The organism is Micromonospora sp. I033 (assembly GCF_053890995.1).
Genome location: NZ_JBSSLX010000101.1, coordinates 1 through 18995 on the forward strand (window position 1 = coordinate 1; position 18995 = coordinate 18995).

The 18995-nt window shown below is 74.3% G+C and carries 21 protein-coding genes; 10 read left to right on the forward strand and 11 right to left on the reverse strand.

The features are described 5' to 3' along the window. Positions 1-767: ATP-dependent helicase C-terminal domain-containing protein (locus ACW0Q9_RS17830; RefSeq protein ID WP_456182677.1), on the forward strand; the 767-nt coding region annotated here is incomplete at its 5' end. Here ACW0Q9_RS17830 and ACW0Q9_RS17835 read toward each other — a convergent pair. Then, entirely contained in the window at positions 719-1489 is a 771-nt protein-coding gene (locus tag ACW0Q9_RS17835; protein WP_456182679.1) for a PP2C family protein-serine/threonine phosphatase, read from the reverse strand. The genes ACW0Q9_RS17830 and ACW0Q9_RS17835 overlap by 49 nt on opposite strands. Positions 1490-1696: 207 nt before the next feature. On the opposite strand from ACW0Q9_RS17835, the gene ACW0Q9_RS17840 reads away from it, so the two are divergent. From ACW0Q9_RS17840 to ACW0Q9_RS17855, 4 genes are all read left to right on the forward strand, one after another. Beyond that, entirely contained in the window at positions 1697-4306 is a 2610-nt protein-coding gene (locus ACW0Q9_RS17840; RefSeq protein WP_456182681.1) for a glycoside hydrolase family 9 protein, read from the forward strand. Between the two features lie 64 nt (positions 4307-4370). Next, positions 4371-4691, forward strand: a complete 321-nt coding sequence (locus ACW0Q9_RS17845; protein ID WP_151464550.1) for a DMT family transporter — start codon at positions 4371-4373, stop codon at positions 4689-4691. Positions 4692-4741: 50 nt separating this feature from the next. Then, positions 4742-5647: a hypothetical protein gene (locus tag ACW0Q9_RS17850; protein ID WP_456182683.1), complete on the forward strand. Its 906-nt coding sequence runs from the start codon at positions 4742-4744 to the stop codon at positions 5645-5647. Beyond that, positions 5644-6156, forward strand: a complete 513-nt coding sequence (locus tag ACW0Q9_RS17855; protein WP_456182685.1) for a hypothetical protein — start codon at positions 5644-5646, stop codon at positions 6154-6156. Before ACW0Q9_RS17850 ends, ACW0Q9_RS17855 begins: the two co-directional genes overlap by 4 nt. A gap of 7 nt (positions 6157-6163) precedes the next feature. Here the strand turns inward: ACW0Q9_RS17855 and ACW0Q9_RS17860 are convergent, their stop codons facing one another. The 4 genes from ACW0Q9_RS17860 to ACW0Q9_RS17875 form a co-directional block, all read right to left on the reverse strand. Then, on the reverse strand, positions 6164-6676 hold the full coding sequence (locus ACW0Q9_RS17860; RefSeq protein ID WP_456182687.1) for a GNAT family N-acetyltransferase: 513 nt from the start codon (positions 6674-6676) through the stop codon (positions 6164-6166). 139 nt (positions 6677-6815) lie between these two features. Continuing rightward, positions 6816-8117 carry an FG-GAP repeat domain-containing protein gene (locus tag ACW0Q9_RS17865; protein ID WP_456182689.1) on the reverse strand — a complete coding sequence of 434 codons (1302 nt, stop codon included), beginning with the start codon at positions 8115-8117 and terminating at the stop codon, positions 6816-6818. 50 nt (positions 8118-8167) lie between these two features. Further along, positions 8168-8428, reverse strand: a complete 261-nt coding sequence (locus ACW0Q9_RS17870) for a hypothetical protein (protein ID WP_456182691.1) — start codon at positions 8426-8428, stop codon at positions 8168-8170. After that, complete coding sequence (locus tag ACW0Q9_RS17875) at positions 8425-8592, reverse strand: hypothetical protein (RefSeq protein WP_456182693.1); 168 nt, start codon at positions 8590-8592, stop codon at positions 8425-8427. The genes ACW0Q9_RS17870 and ACW0Q9_RS17875 overlap by 4 nt, the downstream gene beginning before the upstream one ends. A gap of 223 nt (positions 8593-8815) precedes the next feature. Between ACW0Q9_RS17875 and ACW0Q9_RS17880 the strand changes: the two genes are divergently transcribed. The 3 genes from ACW0Q9_RS17880 (at position 8816) to ACW0Q9_RS17890 (ending at position 11986) form a co-directional block, all read left to right on the forward strand. Then, entirely contained in the window at positions 8816-9778 is a 963-nt protein-coding gene (locus ACW0Q9_RS17880; RefSeq protein WP_456182695.1) for a LuxR C-terminal-related transcriptional regulator, read from the forward strand. A gap of 395 nt (positions 9779-10173) precedes the next feature. Beyond that, positions 10174-11439, forward strand: a complete 1266-nt coding sequence (locus tag ACW0Q9_RS17885; protein WP_456182697.1) for an MFS transporter — start codon at positions 10174-10176, stop codon at positions 11437-11439. Positions 11440-11452: 13 nt separating this feature from the next. After that, the gene (locus ACW0Q9_RS17890) at positions 11453-11986 is read left to right on the forward strand and encodes a GNAT family N-acetyltransferase (RefSeq protein ID WP_456182699.1); all 534 of its coding nucleotides are present in this window, start codon (positions 11453-11455) and stop codon (positions 11984-11986) included. 4 nt (positions 11987-11990) lie between these two features. Here the strand turns inward: ACW0Q9_RS17890 and ACW0Q9_RS17895 are convergent, their stop codons facing one another. From ACW0Q9_RS17895 to ACW0Q9_RS17915, 5 genes are read right to left on the reverse strand one after another with little or no spacing between them, the layout of a single operon-like run. Continuing rightward, positions 11991-12248 carry a UBP-type zinc finger domain-containing protein gene (locus ACW0Q9_RS17895; RefSeq protein ID WP_456182701.1) on the reverse strand — a complete coding sequence of 86 codons (258 nt, stop codon included), beginning with the start codon at positions 12246-12248 and terminating at the stop codon, positions 11991-11993. Further along, on the reverse strand, positions 12245-13825 hold the full coding sequence (locus ACW0Q9_RS17900) for a Na+/H+ antiporter (RefSeq protein ID WP_456182703.1): 1581 nt from the start codon (positions 13823-13825) through the stop codon (positions 12245-12247). The genes ACW0Q9_RS17895 and ACW0Q9_RS17900 overlap by 4 nt, the downstream gene beginning before the upstream one ends. 37 nt (positions 13826-13862) lie before the next feature. Next, a complete protein-coding gene (locus tag ACW0Q9_RS17905) occupies positions 13863-14828 on the reverse strand; it encodes a TIGR03885 family FMN-dependent LLM class oxidoreductase (RefSeq protein WP_456182705.1) in 966 nt (321 codons plus the stop codon). A gap of 41 nt (positions 14829-14869) precedes the next feature. Beyond that, positions 14870-16282, reverse strand: coding sequence for an NADP-dependent succinic semialdehyde dehydrogenase (locus ACW0Q9_RS17910; protein ID WP_456182707.1), 1413 nt, complete (start codon positions 16280-16282; stop codon positions 14870-14872). A 12-nt stretch (positions 16283-16294) separates the two neighbouring features. Further along, positions 16295-16549, reverse strand: a complete 255-nt coding sequence (locus tag ACW0Q9_RS17915; RefSeq protein WP_456182709.1) for a DUF6343 family protein — start codon at positions 16547-16549, stop codon at positions 16295-16297. 163 nt (positions 16550-16712) lie between these two features. Here ACW0Q9_RS17915 and ACW0Q9_RS17920 point away from each other — a divergent pair, with 163 nt between their 5' ends. Together ACW0Q9_RS17920 and ACW0Q9_RS17925 are read left to right on the forward strand one after the other, a co-directional pair. Continuing rightward, on the forward strand, positions 16713-17318 hold the full coding sequence (locus ACW0Q9_RS17920) for an antibiotic biosynthesis monooxygenase (RefSeq protein ID WP_456182711.1): 606 nt from the start codon (positions 16713-16715) through the stop codon (positions 17316-17318). 137 nt (positions 17319-17455) lie between these two features. Then, positions 17456-18298 carry a GDSL-type esterase/lipase family protein gene (locus ACW0Q9_RS17925; RefSeq protein WP_456182713.1) on the forward strand — a complete coding sequence of 281 codons (843 nt, stop codon included), beginning with the start codon at positions 17456-17458 and terminating at the stop codon, positions 18296-18298. Positions 18299-18310: 12 nt separating this feature from the next. Here ACW0Q9_RS17925 and ACW0Q9_RS17930 read toward each other — a convergent pair. Continuing rightward, positions 18311-18995: hypothetical protein (locus tag ACW0Q9_RS17930; RefSeq protein WP_456182715.1), on the reverse strand; the 685-nt coding region annotated here is incomplete at its 5' end.

An 18995-nucleotide genomic window follows, 5' to 3' on the forward strand; every position in this document is an offset into this window, starting at 1 on the left:
CGACCGCACGGGTCCGATTGGCCACCCCCGTCGACGAGGCGACCGCGCGGGAGGCCGGCGGGCCGCTGCTGCGCGCCGCGCGCGAGGTCGGCTGGTCCGGCGGGGACGTGGTGGCCCGGGAGGTGGTCCGGCTCGGCGCCATCGAGCTGGTCGACCGGCCCCTCGCCGCGCCGGACCCGGCGCGGCTCACCGAGGCGGTGCTCGCCGGGCTGCGCCAGGACGGGCTGACGCTGCTCACCTGGACGCCGGAGGCCACGGCCCTGCGCCGCCGGCTGGCGTTCTGCCGGCAGGCGCTCGGCGACGGGTGGCCGGACGTGTCCGACGCCGCGCTGCTCGCCGCCGCGCCCACCTGGCTGGGCCCGGAGCTGACCCGCGCGCGCCGCCGTGCCGACCTGGCCCGGGTGGACGTGGCCGCGGCGCTACGCCGGCTGCTGGACTGGCGGCGGGCGGCCCGGCTCGACGAGGTGGCGCCGGAGCGGCTTCCGGTGCCCAGCGGGTCGCGGATCCGCCTGGACTACGCCGACCCGGCCGCCCCGGTGCTGGCCGTGAAGCTCCAGGAGACGTTCGGCTGGCGGGACGCGCCGCGGATCGCCGACGGCCGGGTGCCGGTGCTGCTGCACCTGCTCTCCCCCGCCGGCCGGCCGGTGGCGGTCACCGCCGACCTGGCCTCGTTCTGGCGGACCGGCTACCCGCAGGTGCGGGCGGAGCTGCGCGGCCGCTATCCCCGCCACCCCTGGCCGGCGGCCCCGACAACGTCACCGTGGTGATCGCCGACATCGTCGACGATCACCACGGTGACGTTGTCGGGGCCGCCGGCCCGCAGCGCCAGGTCGATCAGCTTGGCCGCGCACGCCTCCCGGTCGGGGTGGCCGCCGAGCACCTCGGCGAGGGTGTCCGGGCGGACCACGTTGGAGAGGCCGTCGCTGCACAGCAGCCAGCGGTCGCCGGCCCAGGGCACCATCGTCGCGTAGGTCGGGGAGACCTCGTCACCCTGCAACGCCTGGGTCACCACGGCCCGGCGGGGGTGGCTGCTCGCCTGCTCGGGGGTGATGACGCCCTGGTCGACAAGCATCTGCACGAACGTGTCGTCCCGGGTGACCTGCTTCAGCACGCCCTCCCGGAACAGGTAGGCCCGGGAGTCGCCGACGTGCGCCAGCGCGAGGCAGCTGCCCGTGCGGGCGAAGAGCAGCGCGGTGAGGGTGGTGCCCATGCCCTGGCGTTCCGGGTCTTCCTCGACCGCCCGCCGGATCCGCGCGGTGGCCAGCTCGATGCCGCCCTGGAGTGCGGCGACCAACCCGTCCTCGGGGGTCTCCACGTCCAGCGGCGCGACCGCGTCCATCGCGATGCGGCTGGCGAGGTCACCGGCGGCCATGCCGCCCATGCCGTCGGCGACGGCGACCAGCCAGTTGCCGGCGTGCTGGGCGTCCTGGTTGCCACTGCGGATCAGCCCACGGTCGCTCGCCCCGACGGAACGAAGCTTCAGGGTCATGGGAGGCAGCCTGCCAGTTGGAGGGCTCGGTTGTCTCTAGGAGATCAGGACCATGCTACGTGGCGCGGCGAATCTCACTGTCGGCGGGCGTCGCGACGGCCATCGGAGCGGATCGATTGACAGCGGGGGAACGCGCTGGAAACATCGGGCTGGTATTGGGAGCGCTCCCAGCTCCTCGCCCACCCCCTGCGCACGGAAGGAACCTCCGTGACCCCATCCCGACGTCGGCTCACCGCCCTCGCCGCGGCCACCACCCTGGCGCTCACCGGCGGCACCGCCGGCCCGGCCCGCGCCGAGGTGCCGCCGGACGCCCCCGAACAGCTGCGCAACGGCGACTTCAGCGCCGGCACGTCCCCCTGGTTCTCCTACGGCACCGGCGACCTCGGGGTCACCGACGGCCGGCTCTGCACCACCGTGGCCGGCGGCCTGGCCAACCCCTGGGACGCCGGCATCGGGCAGGACGCCGTGCCGCTGATCGCCGGCGCCGAGTACGAACTCTCCTTCGACGTCTCCGCCACGCCCGGCGCCGCCGTCCGGGCGGTGCTCCAGCTCGGCAGCGCCCCCTACACGACGTACGCCAGCGTCGACGCGACCGCGACGGGCGCCGCCCAGCGCGTCGCCAAGACGTTCACCGCTCCCGCCGACAACGCCGGCGCCCAACTGATCTTCCAGGTCGGCGGGAGCCCCGACGCCCAGACGTTCTGCCTGGACAACGTCTCGCTGCGCGGCGGCGAGGCGGCCCCGCCGTACGAGCCGGACACCGGGCCGCGGGTACGGGTCAACCAGGTCGGCTACCTGCCCGGCGGGCCGAAGAACGCCACCGTGGTCACCGACGCCGCCGCGGCGCTGCCCTGGCAGCTGACGTCGGCCGCCGGGACCGTGGTGGCCGAAGGGACCACCACCCCGCGCGGCGTCGACCCGGCGTCCGGGCAGCCGGTGCAGACGGTCGACTTCTCCGCGTACCGCACCCCGGGCACCGGCTACACCCTCGTCGTCGACGGCGAGACCAGCCACCCGTTCGACATCTCCGGCACCCTCTACGACCGGCTGCGCGCCGACTCGCTCCAGTTCTTCTACGCCCAGCGCAGCGGCACCCCGATCGACGGCGACCTGATCGGCGCGGAGTACGCGCGCCCGGCCGGCCACCTCGGCGTGGCGCCCAACCAGGGCGACACCGACGTGTTCTGCCAGCCCGGGGTCTGCGACTACTCCCTCGACGTGCGCGGCGGCTGGTACGACGCCGGCGACCACGGCAAGTACGTGGTCAACGGCGGCATCGCCACCTACCAGCTGCTCAACGCGTTCGAGCGGACCCGGACCGCGGAGACCGCCGGGGGCGGCGCGGCGCTGGGCGACGCCACCCTCCGGGTGCCCGAGCGCGGCAACCAGGTCCCCGACATCCTCGACGAGGCCCGCTGGGAGCTGGAGTTCCTGCTGCGCATGCAGGTGCCGGCCGGCCGGCCGCTGGCCGGGATGGTCCACCACAAGATCCACGACCGGAACTGGACCGGGCTGCCGCTCGCCCCGCAGGACGACCCGCAGCCCCGCGAGCTGCATCCGCCGTCCACCGCCGCCACGCTCAACCTGGCCGCCGTGGCCGCCCAGTGCGCCCGCCTGTTCGCCCCGTACGACGCCGCGTTCGCGGCCCGCTGCGGCGCCGCCGCGAAGACCGCGTACGCGGCGGCGAAGGCCCACCCGGCGGTCTACGCCTCGGCGGCCGACGGCACCGGCGGCGGCGCGTACGACGACACGAACGTGACCGACGAGTTCTACTGGGCGGCCGTCGAGCTGTGGTTGACCACCGGCGAGGCGGCGTACCTGACCGACCTCACGGCCTCGCCGCTGCACACCGCCGACGTCTTCGCCGCCGGTGGCGCGTTCGGCTGGCAGAGCGTGGCCGCGCTGGGCCGGCTCGACCTGGCCACCGTGCCGAACGGCCTGCCGGCCGCCGAGCGGACCCGGATCCGCGCCTCGGTGACCGCCGCGGCCGACCGCTACCTGGCCACCCTGCGCGACCAGGCGTACGGGCTGCCGCTGCCCGGCGAGGCCGGCGCGTACGTCTGGGGCGGCAACAGCAACCTCGCCAACAATGCGATCGTGCTGGCCACCGCGTTCGACCTGAGCCGGGACGCGAAGTACCGGGACGGGGCGGTGCAGAGCGCCGACTACCTGCTCGGCCGCAACGCGCTGAACATGTCCTACGTGACCGGCTGGGGCGAGCAGCACGCGCGCAACCAGCACAGCCGGATCTTCGCCCACCAGCTGGATCCCGACCTGCCCCACCCGCCGGCCGGCTCGCTCGCCGGCGGCCCGAACGCCGCGCTCCAGGACCCGTACGCGGCCAACCTGCTCGCCGGCTGCAAGCCGATGTTCTGCTACGTCGACGACATCAACTCGTACGCGACCAACGAGGTGGCGATCAACTGGAACTCGGCGCTGGCCTGGCTGGCGTCGTTCCTCGCCGACCAGGGCGACGCGGCGGCCGTGCCGGCGCCGACCTGCGCGGTCACGTACACCACCCACGGCAGCTGGCCGGACGGCTTCACCACCCAGGTGACGGTGCGCAACACCGGCACGGCGGCGGTGACCGGGTGGAACGTGCGCTGGGCCTTCACCGGGGACCAGCGGGTGAACAGCTACTGGTCGGCGAAGGTCAGCCAGTCCGGGGCCACGGTGACCGCACGGAACGAGTCCTGGAACGCCCGGATCGCCCCTGGCGGCACGGTCACCTTCGGACTGAACGGCAGCACGTCCGGCGGCCCGAACCCCAACCCGAACCTGGTCACGCTCAACGGCGCCGCCTGCGCCGTCTCCTGACCGGCCCGGTGGCCTCCCGGGGCGACGGGAGGCCACCATCGCCGGACAGGCGTGATCATGGGGCATGGCCTACCTCTTCCTGCTCGGCGCGATCGCCGCCGAGGTGATCGGCACCAGCCTGCTCAAGGCGACCGACGGCTTCACCCGGCTCTGGCCCACGCTCGGCGTCGCGGTCGCGTACCTGTCGTCGTTCGGGCTGCTCTCACTGACCGTCAGGGACATCCCGGTCGGTGTGGCGTACGCGATCTGGTCCGGGCTCGGCACCGCGGCGATCATGGCGATCGGGGCGGCGTTCCTCGGCGAGCCGCTGAGTGTCGCCAAGGTGGTCGGCGCGGGCCTGGTGATCGCGGGGGTGGTGGTGCTCAACCTCGGCGGCGCGCACTGACGCCGAAACCCGGTGGACGGCCGCCGCGCGGGTCCGCGATGGTGGCGGCCATGGACGCGCGCGGGCTGTCCGGCGCGGAGCGCCGGGTGTGGGGGAGGCTGCCGGCGGGCACGCGGGCCGCGCTGGCCGGCCTGCCCGCGGCGGACCTGCGGACGCTGCTGCTGACCGTGACCCGGGACCGGGCCGCGGCCGTGCGCCCGGCCGACGTGGTGCGGCGCTGGCGTGAGGACCGCTTCGTCCGCCCCGCCGGCGTCGACCCCCGCGCGCTCGCCCGCGTCGAGGCCCGCGTCTGGGGCCTGTTGCCGAGCGACGTGGCGGGGGTCGAGCTGTCCCCGGTCGCCCCGCTCGGCACCTGCGCCGCCGTGGCGCCGGTGAGCCAGAACCGGATCGTCGGCACGACGCGCGGCACCGAGGTGGTGAGCGACCCGACGAACGCCCTGGCCGTCGAGGCGGCGGTACGCCGTCGGCGGGCCGACGAGGTGCACCTGGCCGCCGCGCACCGGGTGCTCCGGGCACAGAGCTTCGGTCCCGGCGCGGCGGCGCACTTCCGGCTGTTCACGCTGGTGTCCACCGCCCGGGACACCGGTTCCGGCCGCACCGAGGCCCGGCTGCTGGTGCGTCACCTGACGTTCTGGCGGACGGTGCTCGCCGAGCTGGCCGGTCCGGCGTCGCCCGCGCTGCACGTCACGCTCTTCGACGACCCCGTCCTGGCCGAGCGGCTCGCCGACACCGTCCGACCCGCGCTCACCGACCCCACGGTGCCGCTGCGGGACGAACCAGGGCGGGACCGGGGGCGCGGCTACTACGTCGGCGCGGCGCTGCGGCTGACCCTGGCCGACGGCGCCCGGGAGGTGGGCGACGGCGGGTTCACCGACTGGACGGCCCGGTTGACCGGCGACGCCAAGGAGCGCTGCCTGATCTCCTGCCTGGCCACCGAACGCCTGGTGGAGCCGTGACCCGCCTCGTGGTCCAGCGGATCCGGGTGCGCTGGACCAGCCGGGACGCCGCCGCGGCCGTCGTCCGCGGCCGGCTTCCCCAGGCGTACGCGCTGCCGCCGCTGCCGCCGGACGGGCTCGCGGTGCATGACGTGCTGCGGGACGAGGCCACCGGCTACCAGGCGGCGGAGGACTCGCGGGAGAGCGCGACCGCGATCCGCGAGGCGGGACTCTGGATCGAGTGGCACGACGGCCGCGCCCTGGTCGACCGGCTGCCGAGCCAGGCCTCCTTCCCGGTCCGACGGGTCGGCACCCGCCTGTTCGCCCTCGCGCCGGGCCAGCTCGGCCGCTGGCGGGCGAACTTCCGGTTCACCGGGTGCCAGTGCTCCGCCCGCTGGTGGTACGAGGAATGGACGGTGCACGTCGCGCACGCCCCGGCCCGGCCGGACCCGTTCCACGACGCCCGCTGGACCCGGGACCGGGACGAGCGGGTGCACCTGTACGGCGGCCCGCGTCCCGGCCGCCGCTGAACCGGCGTCAGGCCACCGGCCGCCGCATGGCGACCCGGTCGGCGGGGTCCAGCCCGAGCGCCGCCTCGGCGGCCAGCAGCCCGGCCAGCCCCGGGGTCACCTCGGCCCCGGCCAGCTCCCGGAACCCGCACCGCGCGTAGTACGGGCCGTTCCACGGCACGCTGCGGAAGGTGGTCAGGGTCAGCGCCGGCAACCCGCGCCCGGCGGCCCAACCGGCCACGTCGTCGAGCAGCCCGCGCCCGATCCCCCGCCGGGCGTGCCCGGGGTCGACGCTGAGCTGCTGCACGTGCGCGCACCCGTCGACCAGCTCGACCGCGACGAAGGCCACGGGCCGGTCCGCCGCGTCGACGGCGACCCGGAGCCGTCCGGCCCGCTGCGCGGCGGCCAGCACCTCCCGGGGCAACGGCGGCATGTCGGCCACGTCCGCCATGCCGATCTCCCGGAACGGGGCGCCGGAGGCCACCTCGATCCGCTGCACCTCGGTCACCTCGTCGGCCCGGGCCACCCTGCTGCGCTCCACGGCCCCGACCCTGGCAGAGCGACCCGGAACCCGCGACCGGGTTTCGCACCGCGCCCCGTTGCCTGCCGCCGCACCGCCCGCCGGACATGGTGGCGGGGCCCGGGAGTGTTCCCGGGCCCCGCCACCGCGATGGGCAGGATCAGACGCCGTAGATGAACTCGATGTCGGTGGCACCGCCGCTGTTGGCGTTGCGCAGGTAGACGGTGTTGTTGCTGGGACGACGGACACCCGGGGTGATGTCGCCGTCGCCGTCCCAGTCACCCGGCACCGCGACGTCGCCCGACGGGCCGTGGCCGAAGATGAACTGCGCGTCGGTCGTGCCGGTGCCGTTGGTCAGGTACCAGGTCGAGTTGCCCGGCCGGAACACCCCGACCGTGTCCGTGCCGTCGTTGTTCCAGTCACCGGCCACCGGCTGGTCACCCGACGGACCGTGGCCGAACTTGAACTCCATGTCGGTGCTCCCGGTGCCGTTGGTCAGGTACCAGGTCGAGACGTCGGGACGGAACACGCCGGCGGTGTCCCTGCCGTCGTTGTTCCAGTCACCGACGACCGGCCGGTCACCCGACGCGCCGTGGCCGAAGATGAACTCCACGTCGGTGGTGGTGGTGCCGTTGGTCAGGTACCAGGTCGAGTTGCTCGGCCGGAACACGCCGACGGTGTCCGTGCCGTCGTTGTTCCAGTCACCGGCCACCGGGATGTCGCCGGACGGCCCGTGGCCGAACTTGAAGACCATGGTGGCCGCGCCGCTGTTCGTGTTGCGCAGGTAGAAGGTCGAGTTGCTCGGACGGAAGACCCCCACCGTCTCGTCGCCGTCGCCGTCCCAGTCACCCGAGATCGGCACGTCCTCCGGCTCCGGCGGGACATCCCCACCGGACCACCACGAGGTGCGCTTCTTCGCGCCGTCCCAGCTGAAGCTGAAGTGGATGTGGTCGGTGTGCGGGTTGGAGCCGCTGTAGGCCTGCCACCCGGAAGACGCCTCGTACGACTTCCAGATCCGGTCGTTCCAGATCATGTACATGATGCCGAGGCGGCGGGCCATGGCGTGCCGGTTGCCGTGCGAGTCGGTGGCGAGCAGCCAGTCGATCACGTCGGTGGCGTCGGCGCGCTGCGCGGCGTCGTAGTAGTTGAAGTGGTAGTCGAGCGCCCGGCCCTCCTTGTGTTCACTGGTGCCGCCGCTGCCGCAGTCCCGGCCGATGCCCCAGGTGTGCGAGCCGTAGGTCGAGTTCAACAGGTCCTTGAAGCCCACCACGCCCGGCTTGGCGGTCGGGTCGCAGATCTCCTGGCCGTCGTAGGCGGCGTATCCGTCGATGGCGGAGCCGAAGTAGGGAGTGGCCGGTGCGGCCATGGCCGCCGTGGGGGCGACAGCGATGGCCGCCGCCACGGCGGTGGCCAACGTGGCGACGGCGAGGCCGCCCAGTCTGCGCACGTGCTGCACGATCATGACAATTCCTTTCAGGGGTTGATCCGCCCTCAAGGGCGGGCAGGGGGAATTCACACGACACGCCAAAGGCGAAGTCGGGGGTCCTCGACGAGCAACTCCCGCACCAGCGTGTGCAGGATGGAATGCGCCGCCAACGAATTGTCGGCAGTCACGAAGGCGATAATGTCGAACCCAGCCGGCCCGGCCCGGATTCGCAAATGGTTGATCCGCCGATCCTTGTCCGCACGCGCCCACAACCGGCCGCGAAGTTCTCTCTCGGAATAATCACAATTGCCGTCGAGCGGGGCGATGCGAGCCAGGGCGGCGATCACGGCTGGCTCGGACCGGACACGTCCGGTGGGGTCCAGCCGAAGCCCTCGGCCAGCACGGCTGTTCCGGTGCCGCCGCCCGCGTCCTGGGTCAGCACCACGGCCGCCACCGAGAAGAGGACCGCGGCGACATACCACCGATTCGACAGGTTCCGGAGCGCAGACATGGTTATCCTCTCGCACAAATAGGTAGGAAATTGAGGGCCGGTCCGGCCCCGTTCCGGTGTGTGTTCACCGCGATGGGAAAAGCGTGCCTCAGCCAAGCGCCGCTGTCACCGGTTCAGGGGTGGCGGAACCCTGCCAGGCGAGAAGTCGCAATGGCGGCGGCCGGGACCCCGCACCGGTCGCCACCGCCCTAGGATCACCCCCAACATACGAACGGGGAGGACCATGCTGGAGGCACTGGGTTTAACGGCGACCGATGAGTCTGTCTACCTCACGATGATCGCGCACCCGACATTGGACGTGGCCGGGCTGGCCGCCCAGCTCCAGATCGACCAGTCACAGGTGCACCACGCGTTGGACGCCCTGGCGGGCCTGGCGCTGATCCGTCTCGACGGCCCCGGCGGCACGGCTCGCGCCGTGCGGCCGCAGACCGGGCTCGCCGCACTCCTAACGAAGGTGGAGGCCGACATCGCGGTCCGCCAGCGGCAGATCGAGACGGTCCGGACGGCGATCGCCGACCTGGCGATGACGCACGAGCGACACGAGGTGGCGATCCGGCTGGAGGGCATCGACGCGGTCCGCGAGCGGCTCGCCGAGCTGGCCCGCACGGCCACGGCGGAATGCCTCTCCTTCACCCCCGGCGGGGCACAGCCCGCCGACACCCTGCAGTCCGAGGCGCCCCTCAACGAGGCGGCGCTCGAACGGACCGTGCGAATCCGCAACGTCTACCAGGACAGCTTCCGCAACGACCCGGCCACGCTGGCACACGCACGGCGGATGGCGGCGTTGGGCAGTGAGTCCCGTACGGTGCCGACCCTGCCGATGCGCATGGTCATCGTCGACCGGAGCATCGCCCTGACGCCGATCGACCCGAGGCAACCCCGACTCGGCGCCCTGGAACTCCGCAGCCCGGGCCTGGTCGCCGGCCTGATCGCCCTCTTCGAGCAGGTCTGGCAGCAGGGCACTCCGTTCGGTGACGGCCCCGGCAAGCGGTCGACGCCGCTCGCTCCGCAGGAGCAGGCGCTGCTGCGGCTCTTCGCGGCGGGGCACACCGACGAGTCGGCAGCCCGGCAGCTGGGTGTCTCCGCCCGGAGCGTCCAGCGGCTGATGAACTCCCTGACCGACCGGCTCGAGGCGAGCAGTCGGTTCCAGGCCGGCGTCGAGGCGGCCCGGCGCGGCTGGATCTGATCCCGACCAGGCCTGGTTGAGCCCGGGTCGGCACGCCTGCCGCAGCGTGCCCCGCCAGCAGAAGCGGCGCTGACGGACGGGCGGGTGCTGCCGCGGCCACGCGGCGGCACCCGGCCCTCCCACCCCGTGGGACCGCCGGTGTGACGGGGGTCGCGCGGTTCGGGGCCGCCTGCCCGTCGCCGCCCTGCCTAGGGTCGGGGCCATGACCGTCAACGGGGACGTCGGCGTCGATGTCGCCGCGGCGCGCGCCGCCGCATCCGGCAGGCCGCCCCGCGTGACCGGGGGTACCGCCGACATGGAGCGCCACCCGGCCGCGCCGGTGGCCGACGGGTCGCACCGGGCGGTAAGGGGGCCGCTGCTGCCGAGATGCCCCGGGCCGTGCCGCCGGTGACGCGATGAGCCGCTGGTCGCGCCACTCACCGATCCCGCCGCCCGGACGGCTGCGCACGCTGGCCCTGGCCACGCTGGCCAACACCGTCGGCTCGGGACTGTGGCTCACCGGCGGCGCCCTCTACCTGACCCGGGACGTCGGGCTCTCCCCCGCGTCCGTCGGCGCTGGACTCACCCTCGCCGGCCTGGTCGGGCTCACCGCCAGCCTGCCGCTCGGCGCCCTCGCCGACCGGCGGGACCCGCGTACGCTCCGCGCGCTCGTGCAGGTGGGCCAGGGCGCGGCCGCCGCCGCGTACCTGCTGGTCGACTCCTTCCCGGTGTTTCTCGCGGTGGCGGTCCTCGAGATGCTGCTCGCCTCCGGCAACCTGGCGGTCCGCGCGGCGCTGGTCGCCGCGGTCGCCGGACCGCAGGGCCGCGTCCACGCGTTCGCCACCCTGCGTGCGGTGGCGAACCTGGGCATCGCGGTGGGGGCCGGGCTGGCCGGGTTCGTGCTGGCGGCGGACAGCCACCTGGCGTACCAGGTGCTGGTGGCCGGCAACGCGCTCACCTACCTGCTGTCGGCGGCGCTGCTGCTGCGGCTGCCGGCCTACCCACCGGTGGCCGGCCGCGGGCGCGGGCCCGCAGGTCGACGCCGGGGGCGGGCGCTGCGGGACGCGCGGTTTCTCGCCGTCAGCGGCGCGTCGGCCGTGCTCGCGCTGCACTGGACACTGCTCGCGCTCGTGGTGCCGCTGTGGACGGTGACCCGGGCCGGGGCGCCACCGCCGGTGGTGTCGGCGGTGCTCCTCACGAACACCGTGCTCACCGTGCTGCTCGCGGTGCGGCTCGGCCGCGGCGCCGACGACGCCACCCGCGCCGCCCGGTCGATGCGCCGCGCCGGGCTGGTGCTGGGCGCGGCGATGCTGCTGTACGCGGCCACCGCCGGTCTGCCGACCGCCGCGTCGGTCACCCTGCTGCTGACCGCGACCGCGGTCTACACGTTCGGCGATCTCTGGCACGGCACCGCCGGGGCGGGCCTGGCGTACGACCTGGCGCCGCCGGACGCGATCGGGGCGTACCAGGGCGTGGACGGCATGCTGGCCGGCCTGTCCCGGGCGCTCGGTCCGGCTCTGCTGACGCTGCTGGTGCTCGACGGCGGCGTGCCGGGCTGGCTGGCGGTCGGGGCGCTCTTCGCCGGCGTCGGCCTGGCCAGCCCCGCGCTGACCCGGTGGGCGCTGGCGAACCGGGAGCCGGCCCGGCCGGTGGCCGGCGATCATCCGGCCGCGACCGTGTAGGAGCATGGCGGGCATGACGGACCAGCAGACCCTCGCCATCCGCCCGGGCGGCCCGGCCGACGCGGCCACCGTGCTGCGGCTGCTCGACAGCGCCACCGCCTGGCTCGTGGCGCGCGGCCGGACCGGCCAGTGGGGCACCGAGCCCGCGTCGACCGACCCGCGCCGGATCGCCCAGGCCGAGGCGTGGGCCACCGGCGGCGGGCTGTACCTGGCGACGCTCGGCGACACCGCGGTGGGCGCGCTGGTGGTCGGGTCCGCCACCGAGTACGTGCCGCCGGCCACCGAACCCGAGCTGTACGTCAACCTGCTGGTCACCGACCGGGCGTACGCCGGCCACGGGATCGGCGCCCGGCTGCTGGCGTACGCGGCGGAGCTGGCCCGGGACCGGGGTCTCGGGCTGCTCCGGGTGGACTGCTACGGCGGGGACGACCGGGCGCTGGTCCGCTTCTACGAGGGCTGCGGCTTCACCGCCACCGACCGGTTCACCGTCGAGCGTCCGGGTCGCGCCCCCTGGCCGGGCCAGGTGCTGGCGCGCCGGCTGGCCTGACCGGTCAGCCGATCTCCTCGTCGACGAAGCACCAGCGCCACGTCTCGCCGGGCTGGACCGAGCGCATCACCGGGTGACTTGTCGACTCGAAGTGCTTCGAGGCGTGCTGGTACGGCGACGAGTCGCAGCAGCCCACGTGCCCGCAGGTCAGGCAGCCCCGCAGGTGTACCCAGTCGTCGTTGCCGATGGCCACGCAGTCCGGGCACTCGGTCGTGGTCGCAAACTCGGCGTCGCCCGCATCGGTCAGGTGTGCGCAGCTCACTCGTCGGCCTCCTGTCGCAGCAACGACTCCTCCAGGTCCAGGTCACGGTAGGCGCGGACCAGCACCTCCTCCGGGATCTTCCCGGAGTCGCGGGCGGCCCGGAACACCTCCCGTTCCGCGTCGATCATCTCCTGTCGCAACCGACCGTACGCCTGGGAGGGGGTCTCCCGCGCGGCACCCCCGAGCCGTTCCCAGGCCACGTTGGTGCGGCTCTGCACCAGGCCGCGCAGTCGTTCCACGACGGCGTCCGGCGCCCCCTCGGCGAGTTCCTCGAGCCGCTCCCGGGCGGCCCGGCTGGCCTGCTGCTGCACGGCGGCGGCGGAGAGGGCGTCCTGCACCGGATCGTCCGGCGGCAGTTTCGCCGCCCGCGCCACGGCCGGCAGGGTGGCGCCCTGCGCCACCAGGGTGACCACGATGACCGCGAACGCCAGCCAGATGAACAACTGCCGCGGGTACGCCCGGTCGTCGGCCAGGGTGAGCGGCAGCGCGAGGGCGGCGGCCAGGGTGACCACGCCACGCATCCCGGCCCAGCCGATGACGAAGGGGACCTGCACCGGGGTCGACGCCTCCCGGCGGCGCGCCCGGGGCACCAGCCGGCCCAGGTAGGTGGCCGGGAGGAGCCAGACGAACCGGGTCAGCACGACGGCGGCCAGCACCGCGGCGGTGATCCCGACCAGCCGGCCGACCGGCTCGTCCAGGTCCCGGACCACCTCACGGAGCTGCAGGCCGACCAGCAGGAAGACCAGTCCTTCCAGCAGGAACTGGATGAGCCGCCAGAACGCGCTCACCTGGAGCCGGGAGGCGGCGGACATCAGCAGCGCCTGCTTGTGGCCGATGCCCAGCCCGGTCACCACCACGGCGACCACCCCGGAGGCGTGGATCTCCTCGGCGGCGAAGACCACCGTGAAGGGCACGATCAGCGACAGCGCGTTGTCGAGCACCGGGTCGCTGATCCGCTTGTGCAGGTGGCCGAAGACCACCACGCCGAGCAGCCCGACGAGGACGCCGCCGCCGGCCGAGACCAGGACCTCGCGCGCCACCTCGCCGAACCCGACGTGGCCGCCGGCCGCGGTGGCGGCGGCGACCGCAACCCGCAGCAGCACCAGCGCCGTGGCGTCGTTGACCAGGCTCTCCCCCTCCAGGATCGTCACGATCCGCCGGGGCAGGCCCACCCGCCGGGCCACCGCGGTGGCGGCGATCGCGTCCGGCGGCGCCACCACCGCGCCGAGGGCCAGGCAGATGGCGTACGGCACCTCGGGCAGGAGCAGGTGCACGACGGTGCCCACCACGAACGCGGTGAAGAGCACCAGCCCGACGGCGAGCAGCAGGATCGGCCGGAGGTTGAGCCGGAACGCCGGCACCGACGTCTTCAGCGCCGCCACGTAGAGCAGCGGCGGCAGGATGCCGACCAGCACCAGCTCGGGGTCGAGGCGGACCTGCGGAAAACCGGGCAGGAAGGACAGGGCGAGGCCGAGCACGACCAGCAGGATCGGCGCCAGCAGGCCGAGCCGACGGGCCAGCGCCGCGCCGAAGGTCGCGATCGCGAGAAAGACGACGACCTCGATCAGAGCTTCCATGGGGTACGAGCCTAGGCGGCCCGCGACCCAGGCGTGATCACGAGGCGGTACGGAGTTTCGGCAGCACCTCGGCGCCGAACGTGTCGATGAAGGCGCGCTGCTCCTGCCCGACGTGGTGCAGGGCGATCTGGTCGAAGCCCAGCGCCACGTACTCCTCCAGCCAGCCGACGTGCCGGCCGAGGTCGGCGGAGACGTTGACCACCTTGGTGACCCGCTCCATCGGCACGTCCTCGCTGACCACGTCGAAGTGGTCGGTCAGCTCCAGGTCCCAGCAGACCGGCGGGGCGAAGACGTTGCTGCGCCACTGGTCGTACGCGATCGCCTCGGCCTCGGCCTGCTCAGGCGCCCAGCTCACGTGCACCTGGAGGTGCAGCGGCCCGCGCCCGCCGGCGTCCCGGTAGGCGTCGACCATCCGCCGCAGGTGCGCCGGCGGCGCGTTGACCGTGATCAGGCCGTCGGCCCACTCGGCGCACCAGCGGGCCGTCTCGACGCTGACCGCCGCGCCGATCAGCGCGGGCGGCTCGTCGGGCCGGGTCCACAGCTTCGCCCGGTCGACGGTGACCAGGCCGTCGTGGCTGACCTCCTCGCCGGCCAGCAGCGCCCGGATCACGTCCACGCACTCGCGCAGCCGGGCGGCGCGGACGTCCTTGCGCGGCCAGCCGGTGCCGGTGATGTGCTCGTTGCTCGCCTCGCCGGTGCCGAGCGCGGCCCAGAACCGGCCCGGGTACATGGCGGCCAGGGTGCCGATGGCCTGCGCGACGATGGCCGGGTGGTAGCGCTGGCCGGGCGCGTTGACCACCCCGAACGGGAGGTTGGTGGCCTGGAGCGCGGCGCCGAGCCAGGACCAGGCGAAGCCGGAGTGGCCCTGCCGGGCGCTCCACGGCGAGAAGTGGTCGGAGGACATGGCCGCGTCGAAGCCGGCCCGCTCGGCGTGGACCACCGCCGCCAGCAGCTTGGCCGGGTGGATCTGCTCGTGGGACGCGTGGAAGCCGAACACCGTCATGGGCGCATCTCCTACCCATGACGGCGTCCGGCCAATCGCGACTACTCCGAGTGCGCCCCGGCCCCGGCGCCGGCCTCCCCCTCGCCGACCCAGACGGTCTTGGTGTTGCAGAACTCCCGCATGCCCACGGCGGACAGCTCGCGCCCGTACCCCGAGTTCTTCACCCCGCCGAAGGGCAGCTCCGGATAGGACGTGGTCATGCCGTTGATGAAGACGTTGCCGGCGTCCAGGTCGACGGCGAAGCGCTCCTGCTCGGCCGGGTCGGTGGTCCACGCGTTGGAGCCGAGGCCGAAGTTGGTGCCGTTGGCGACCTCGATCGCCTGCTCGTAGGAGTCGACCCGGTAGAGGCCGGCGACCGGCCCGAACACCTCCTCGGCCCACATCCGCATCCCCGGCCGCAGGTCGGTGACCACGGTCGGCGGGTAGTACCAGCCGTCGCCGGCGGGCTTCTCGCCGCCGCACAGCACGGTGGCGCCGTTGTCGACCGCGTCCTGCACCTGGGCGTGGATCTCGTCCCGGCCGCCCTCGCTGGCCAGCGGGCCGACGTCGGTGTTCCCGTCCATCGGGTCACCGACGCGCAGCGCCGACATCCGGGCGGCGAACTTCTCGGCGAAGGCGTCGAAGACGTCGGTGTGCACGATGAACCGCTTGGCGGCGATGCAGGACTGGCCGTTGTTCTGGCAGCGGGCCGTGGTGGCCACCTCGGCGGCCTTGTCGAGGTCGGCCGAGGGCATCACCACGAACGGGTCGCTGCCGCCGAGTTCCAGCACGGTCTTCTTGAGTTCCCGCCCGGCGATCTGGGCGATCGAGCGGCCGGCCCGTTCGCTGCCGGTGAGCGTGGCGGCCCGGACCCGGGGGTCGCTGAGGATCCGGTCCACCGCCTCGGAGCCGACCAGCAGGGTGGTGAACGCGCCCTCCGGGAAGCCGGCCCGGCGGAACAGCTCCTCCAGGTAGAGGGCGGTCTGCGGGACGTTGGAGGCGTGCTTGAGCAGCCCGGTGTTGCCGGCCATCAGGGCCGGCGCGGCGAACCGCATGACCTGCCAGAGCGGGAAGTTCCACGGCATCACGGCGAGCACCGGGCCGATCGGCTGGTGGCGGACGTACGCCCGCTTCGCCTTGACCGCGGCGGCGTCGGCGGGCTCGTCGGCGAGCATCTTCGCCGCGTTGGCGGCGTAGAAGCGGCACGCCGTGGCGCACTTGGTCACCTCGGCCTTGGCCGCCGCGTAGGTCTTGCCCATCTCGGTGGTCATCAGCCGGGCGGTCTCGTCCCGCTCGGCCTCCAGCAGGTCGGCCGCGGCGATCAGCCACCGGCCCCGCTCGGCGATCGTGGTCCCGTGCAGTTGCCGGAAGGCGAGGTCGGCCCGCTCGATGGCCGCGTCGATCTGCTCGTCCGACATCGGGTCGTACGTCTTGAGCACCTGTCCGGTGGCGGGGTTGGTCGTGGCGATGGGCATGTCGTACTCCTGTCACTCGAACAGCGAGTGCCGCACGCCCGGCTCCTCGCGGCGGCGCGCGGCGCGGCGGCGCTGGATGACGACGAGGTCGACCACGGCCACCACGGCGAGAATCGCGCAGACCACGCCCAGCCAGGTCACGCCGGCGGCGAAGGCGAGCACCGCGAAGACGGTCATGACGACCAGGCCGAAGAGGGCGAGCACAAGCCGCAGGTTCAGCGCGCTGTACGCGGCGTTGATCCGGCGACGGGGCTGTGATCGCGTCATTCCTTCGGGCTACCCCGGCATGGCCCGGGCTAACCGGCTCCCCGCGCGCGGCCGGTGATCCCGCACACGAAGCGGGTACTCGCCGGATGCGCCCGACCGGACGGTGCGTTACACCGGTCTGCCGTGACCGGCGGAGATCCCGGCGGCGGCGGAGAGGATGGGCATGACCACGACGCACGCGGCACCGGTGACCGTCGCCGTCTCGCGGCGCGCCGACCCGGCGCGCACCGACGAGATGGTGGCGTGGATGCGGGCCGGTACGGCGCTGGCCGAGAGCTTCCCGGGCTTCCTGGGTGCCGGGTTCGTCCGCAGTGCGCCGGGGTCGCCTGAGTGGCACGTGATGTACCGGTTCGCGAACCAGGACACGCTGCGCGGCTGGGAGGACTCCCCGCAGCGGCACTGGTGGCTGAGCTCGGCGCAGGGCATCGTCGAGCACACCCGGGTCGAGCGCCGCACCGGCATCGAGGGCTGGTTCGACCCGCCGGTGGACCACGTGGTCGAGACGTTCGCGGCCGGCGACGCCGAGCCGCCGGCGCCGGCCGCCCCGCCGCGCTGGAAGCAGGCGGTTGCCATCTGGCTGGCGTTCTTCCCGCTCAGCCTCACCGCCACCCTGCTCACCGCCCGGTTCATCGCCGACGTGCCGCTGGCGGCGCGGACGCTGCTCATGACGCTCTGCCTGACCCCGCTGATGACCTACCTGGTGCTGCCCTGGATCACCCGGGTGCTGCACTGGTGGCTGCACGGCCAGCCCGCGCCGTGGCGGCGCTGACCCCGGTTCCCGAGGCGGTCGTAACACGCTCATGTGAACGACGGTTGTCGATGCCGGAATGGCGACAGAGTCCCCGTCCGGACGGCCGAGGCGGATAGGGTCGACGCGCCGTTTCATGCCGCCGGACGGGGGACGGTATGCCTCGACGTTGGATCGCCGCACTGGCCTGCCTCGCGGCGCTGGTCGCGCTCGCCTGCGACCGGTCCGGCTCGGCGTCGCCCGGCCCGTCGGGCTCCGCGCCCCCCGGAGCACCGAAGGTGCTGACCGCGCTCGGCGACTCGGTCACCACCGGTTTCGGCTCCTGCCTGGTGCTGGTGAGCTGCGAACGCAACTCCTGGTCCAGCGGGGACGGCATCCGGGTGCACAGCCTCTACCGGCGGCTGCGCGAGGACAACCCGGCGCTGCGGGCCTACAACCGGGCGGCGCCCGGCGCCCGCGCGGCCGGTCTGGCCGACCAGGCCCGGTCGGCGGTACGCGACCGGGCCGACCTGGTCACCGTGCTGATCGGGGCGAACGACGCCTGCCGCGACGACATCGACGAGATGACCCCGGTGGCCACCTTCCGCAAGCAGGTCGACGCGGCCCTGGCGGTGCTGCGCAAGGGGCGGCCGAAGGCGCGCGTGCTGGTGGTCAGCCTGCCCGACCTGCACCGGCTCTGGGAACTCGGGCACACCGAGGCCCGGGCGGTGCGGGCCTGGTCGCGCGGGATCTGCCCGGCGCTGCTGGCCGACGCCACGTCCACCGCGCCGGCGGCGGTGGCCCGGCGGGCCCGGTTCCGGGAGCGGATCGACGCCTACGACGGGCAACTGCGCGCCGCCTGCCGGGCGTACGGGTCCCGCTGCCGCTGGGACGGCGGCGCGGTGCACCGATCCCGGTTCAGCCTGGACGAGGTGAACGCGCTGGACTGGTTCCACCCGAACGCCGCCGGCCAGGACCGGCTCGCCGACGTCGCCTGGGACGCGGCCCGCTGGGCCGACTGAGCGCCGGCGCGGTCAGGGCCGGCGCGGGCCGGGCAGTTGCCGGGGGCCGCCCCGGTAGAGGGCGCGGGCGCGGTCGGCGAGGTCCTTGGTGGCCGACGAGTTGGCCCAGGTGCCGAGGATGATCGCGGCGCCGGGGATCACCTTGGCGAACATCCGCTTAGCGGCACGCACCCCGGCCATCCGGGCCAGCCGGACGCCGAGCTGGAGCATCACCCGGCCCAGCGGGCGCTGCCCGCCCATGCCGAACAGCGCGCCGGCCCGCTCCCGGCCGGCGGCCACCCCGAGGGCCAGCCGGGCGCTCTCGGCGACCTTGTGCACCCGCTGGAGCACCAGCAGGTCGGTGGCCCGATCGGGGTGGAGCGGGTCGACGCCGTAGGCGGCCGCCACGTGCAGCACCAGCCGGGCCTGGGTCCAGGCCAGCACGCCCACGTCGAGCACCGCGCCGGGCAGCCCGGCCGCACCGGAGACCGCGCCGGAGAGCCGGGCGTGGTTGACGAACTTGCGCGCGGCCTGGTCGGCCAACTCGTCGGCGGGGACGTCGGGGCGCTGCGCCCGCTCCCGCTCGGCCCACTGCGCCGCCTCCGGCCCGAGCCGGCGCACCGCCTCCAGGGCCAGGTGTTCCGGGGCGTACTGCGGGTCGTCCCGCATCCGGTCCCACAGCGTGGCGGGGGGGGCCCCGGGGGCCCCCCCCGGCGCG

Excerpts from the sequence above, each read along its gene's own strand:
- ACW0Q9_RS17905 (WP_456182705.1), bottom strand. The coding sequence starts at position 14,828 with ATGACGGTGTTCGGCTTCCACGCGTCCCACGAGCAGATCCACCCGGCC.
- ACW0Q9_RS17915 (WP_456182709.1), bottom strand. The coding sequence starts at position 16,549 with ATGACGCGATCACAGCCCCGTCGCCGGATCAACGCCGCGTACAGCGCG.
- ACW0Q9_RS17910 (WP_456182707.1), bottom strand. The coding sequence starts at position 16,282 with ATGCCCATCGCCACGACCAACCCCGCCACCGGACAGGTGCTCAAGACG.
- ACW0Q9_RS17880 (WP_456182695.1), top strand. The coding sequence starts at position 8,816 with ATGCTGGAGGCACTGGGTTTAACGGCGACCGATGAGTCTGTCTACCTC.
- ACW0Q9_RS17900 (WP_456182703.1), bottom strand. The coding sequence starts at position 13,825 with ATGGAAGCTCTGATCGAGGTCGTCGTCTTTCTCGCGATCGCGACCTTC.
- ACW0Q9_RS17835 (WP_456182679.1), bottom strand. The coding sequence starts at position 1,489 with ATGACCCTGAAGCTTCGTTCCGTCGGGGCGAGCGACCGTGGGCTGATC.
- ACW0Q9_RS17890 (WP_456182699.1), top strand. The coding sequence starts at position 11,453 with ATGACGGACCAGCAGACCCTCGCCATCCGCCCGGGCGGCCCGGCCGAC.
- ACW0Q9_RS17920 (WP_456182711.1), top strand. The coding sequence starts at position 16,713 with ATGACCACGACGCACGCGGCACCGGTGACCGTCGCCGTCTCGCGGCGC.
- ACW0Q9_RS17885 (WP_456182697.1), top strand. The coding sequence starts at position 10,174 with ATGAGCCGCTGGTCGCGCCACTCACCGATCCCGCCGCCCGGACGGCTG.
- ACW0Q9_RS17925 (WP_456182713.1), top strand. The coding sequence starts at position 17,456 with ATGCCTCGACGTTGGATCGCCGCACTGGCCTGCCTCGCGGCGCTGGTC.
- ACW0Q9_RS17865 (WP_456182689.1), bottom strand. The coding sequence starts at position 8,117 with ATGATCGTGCAGCACGTGCGCAGACTGGGCGGCCTCGCCGTCGCCACG.
- ACW0Q9_RS17850 (WP_456182683.1), top strand. The coding sequence starts at position 4,742 with ATGGACGCGCGCGGGCTGTCCGGCGCGGAGCGCCGGGTGTGGGGGAGG.
- ACW0Q9_RS17875 (WP_456182693.1), bottom strand. The coding sequence starts at position 8,592 with ATGTCTGCGCTCCGGAACCTGTCGAATCGGTGGTATGTCGCCGCGGTC.
- ACW0Q9_RS17845 (WP_151464550.1), top strand. The coding sequence starts at position 4,371 with ATGGCCTACCTCTTCCTGCTCGGCGCGATCGCCGCCGAGGTGATCGGC.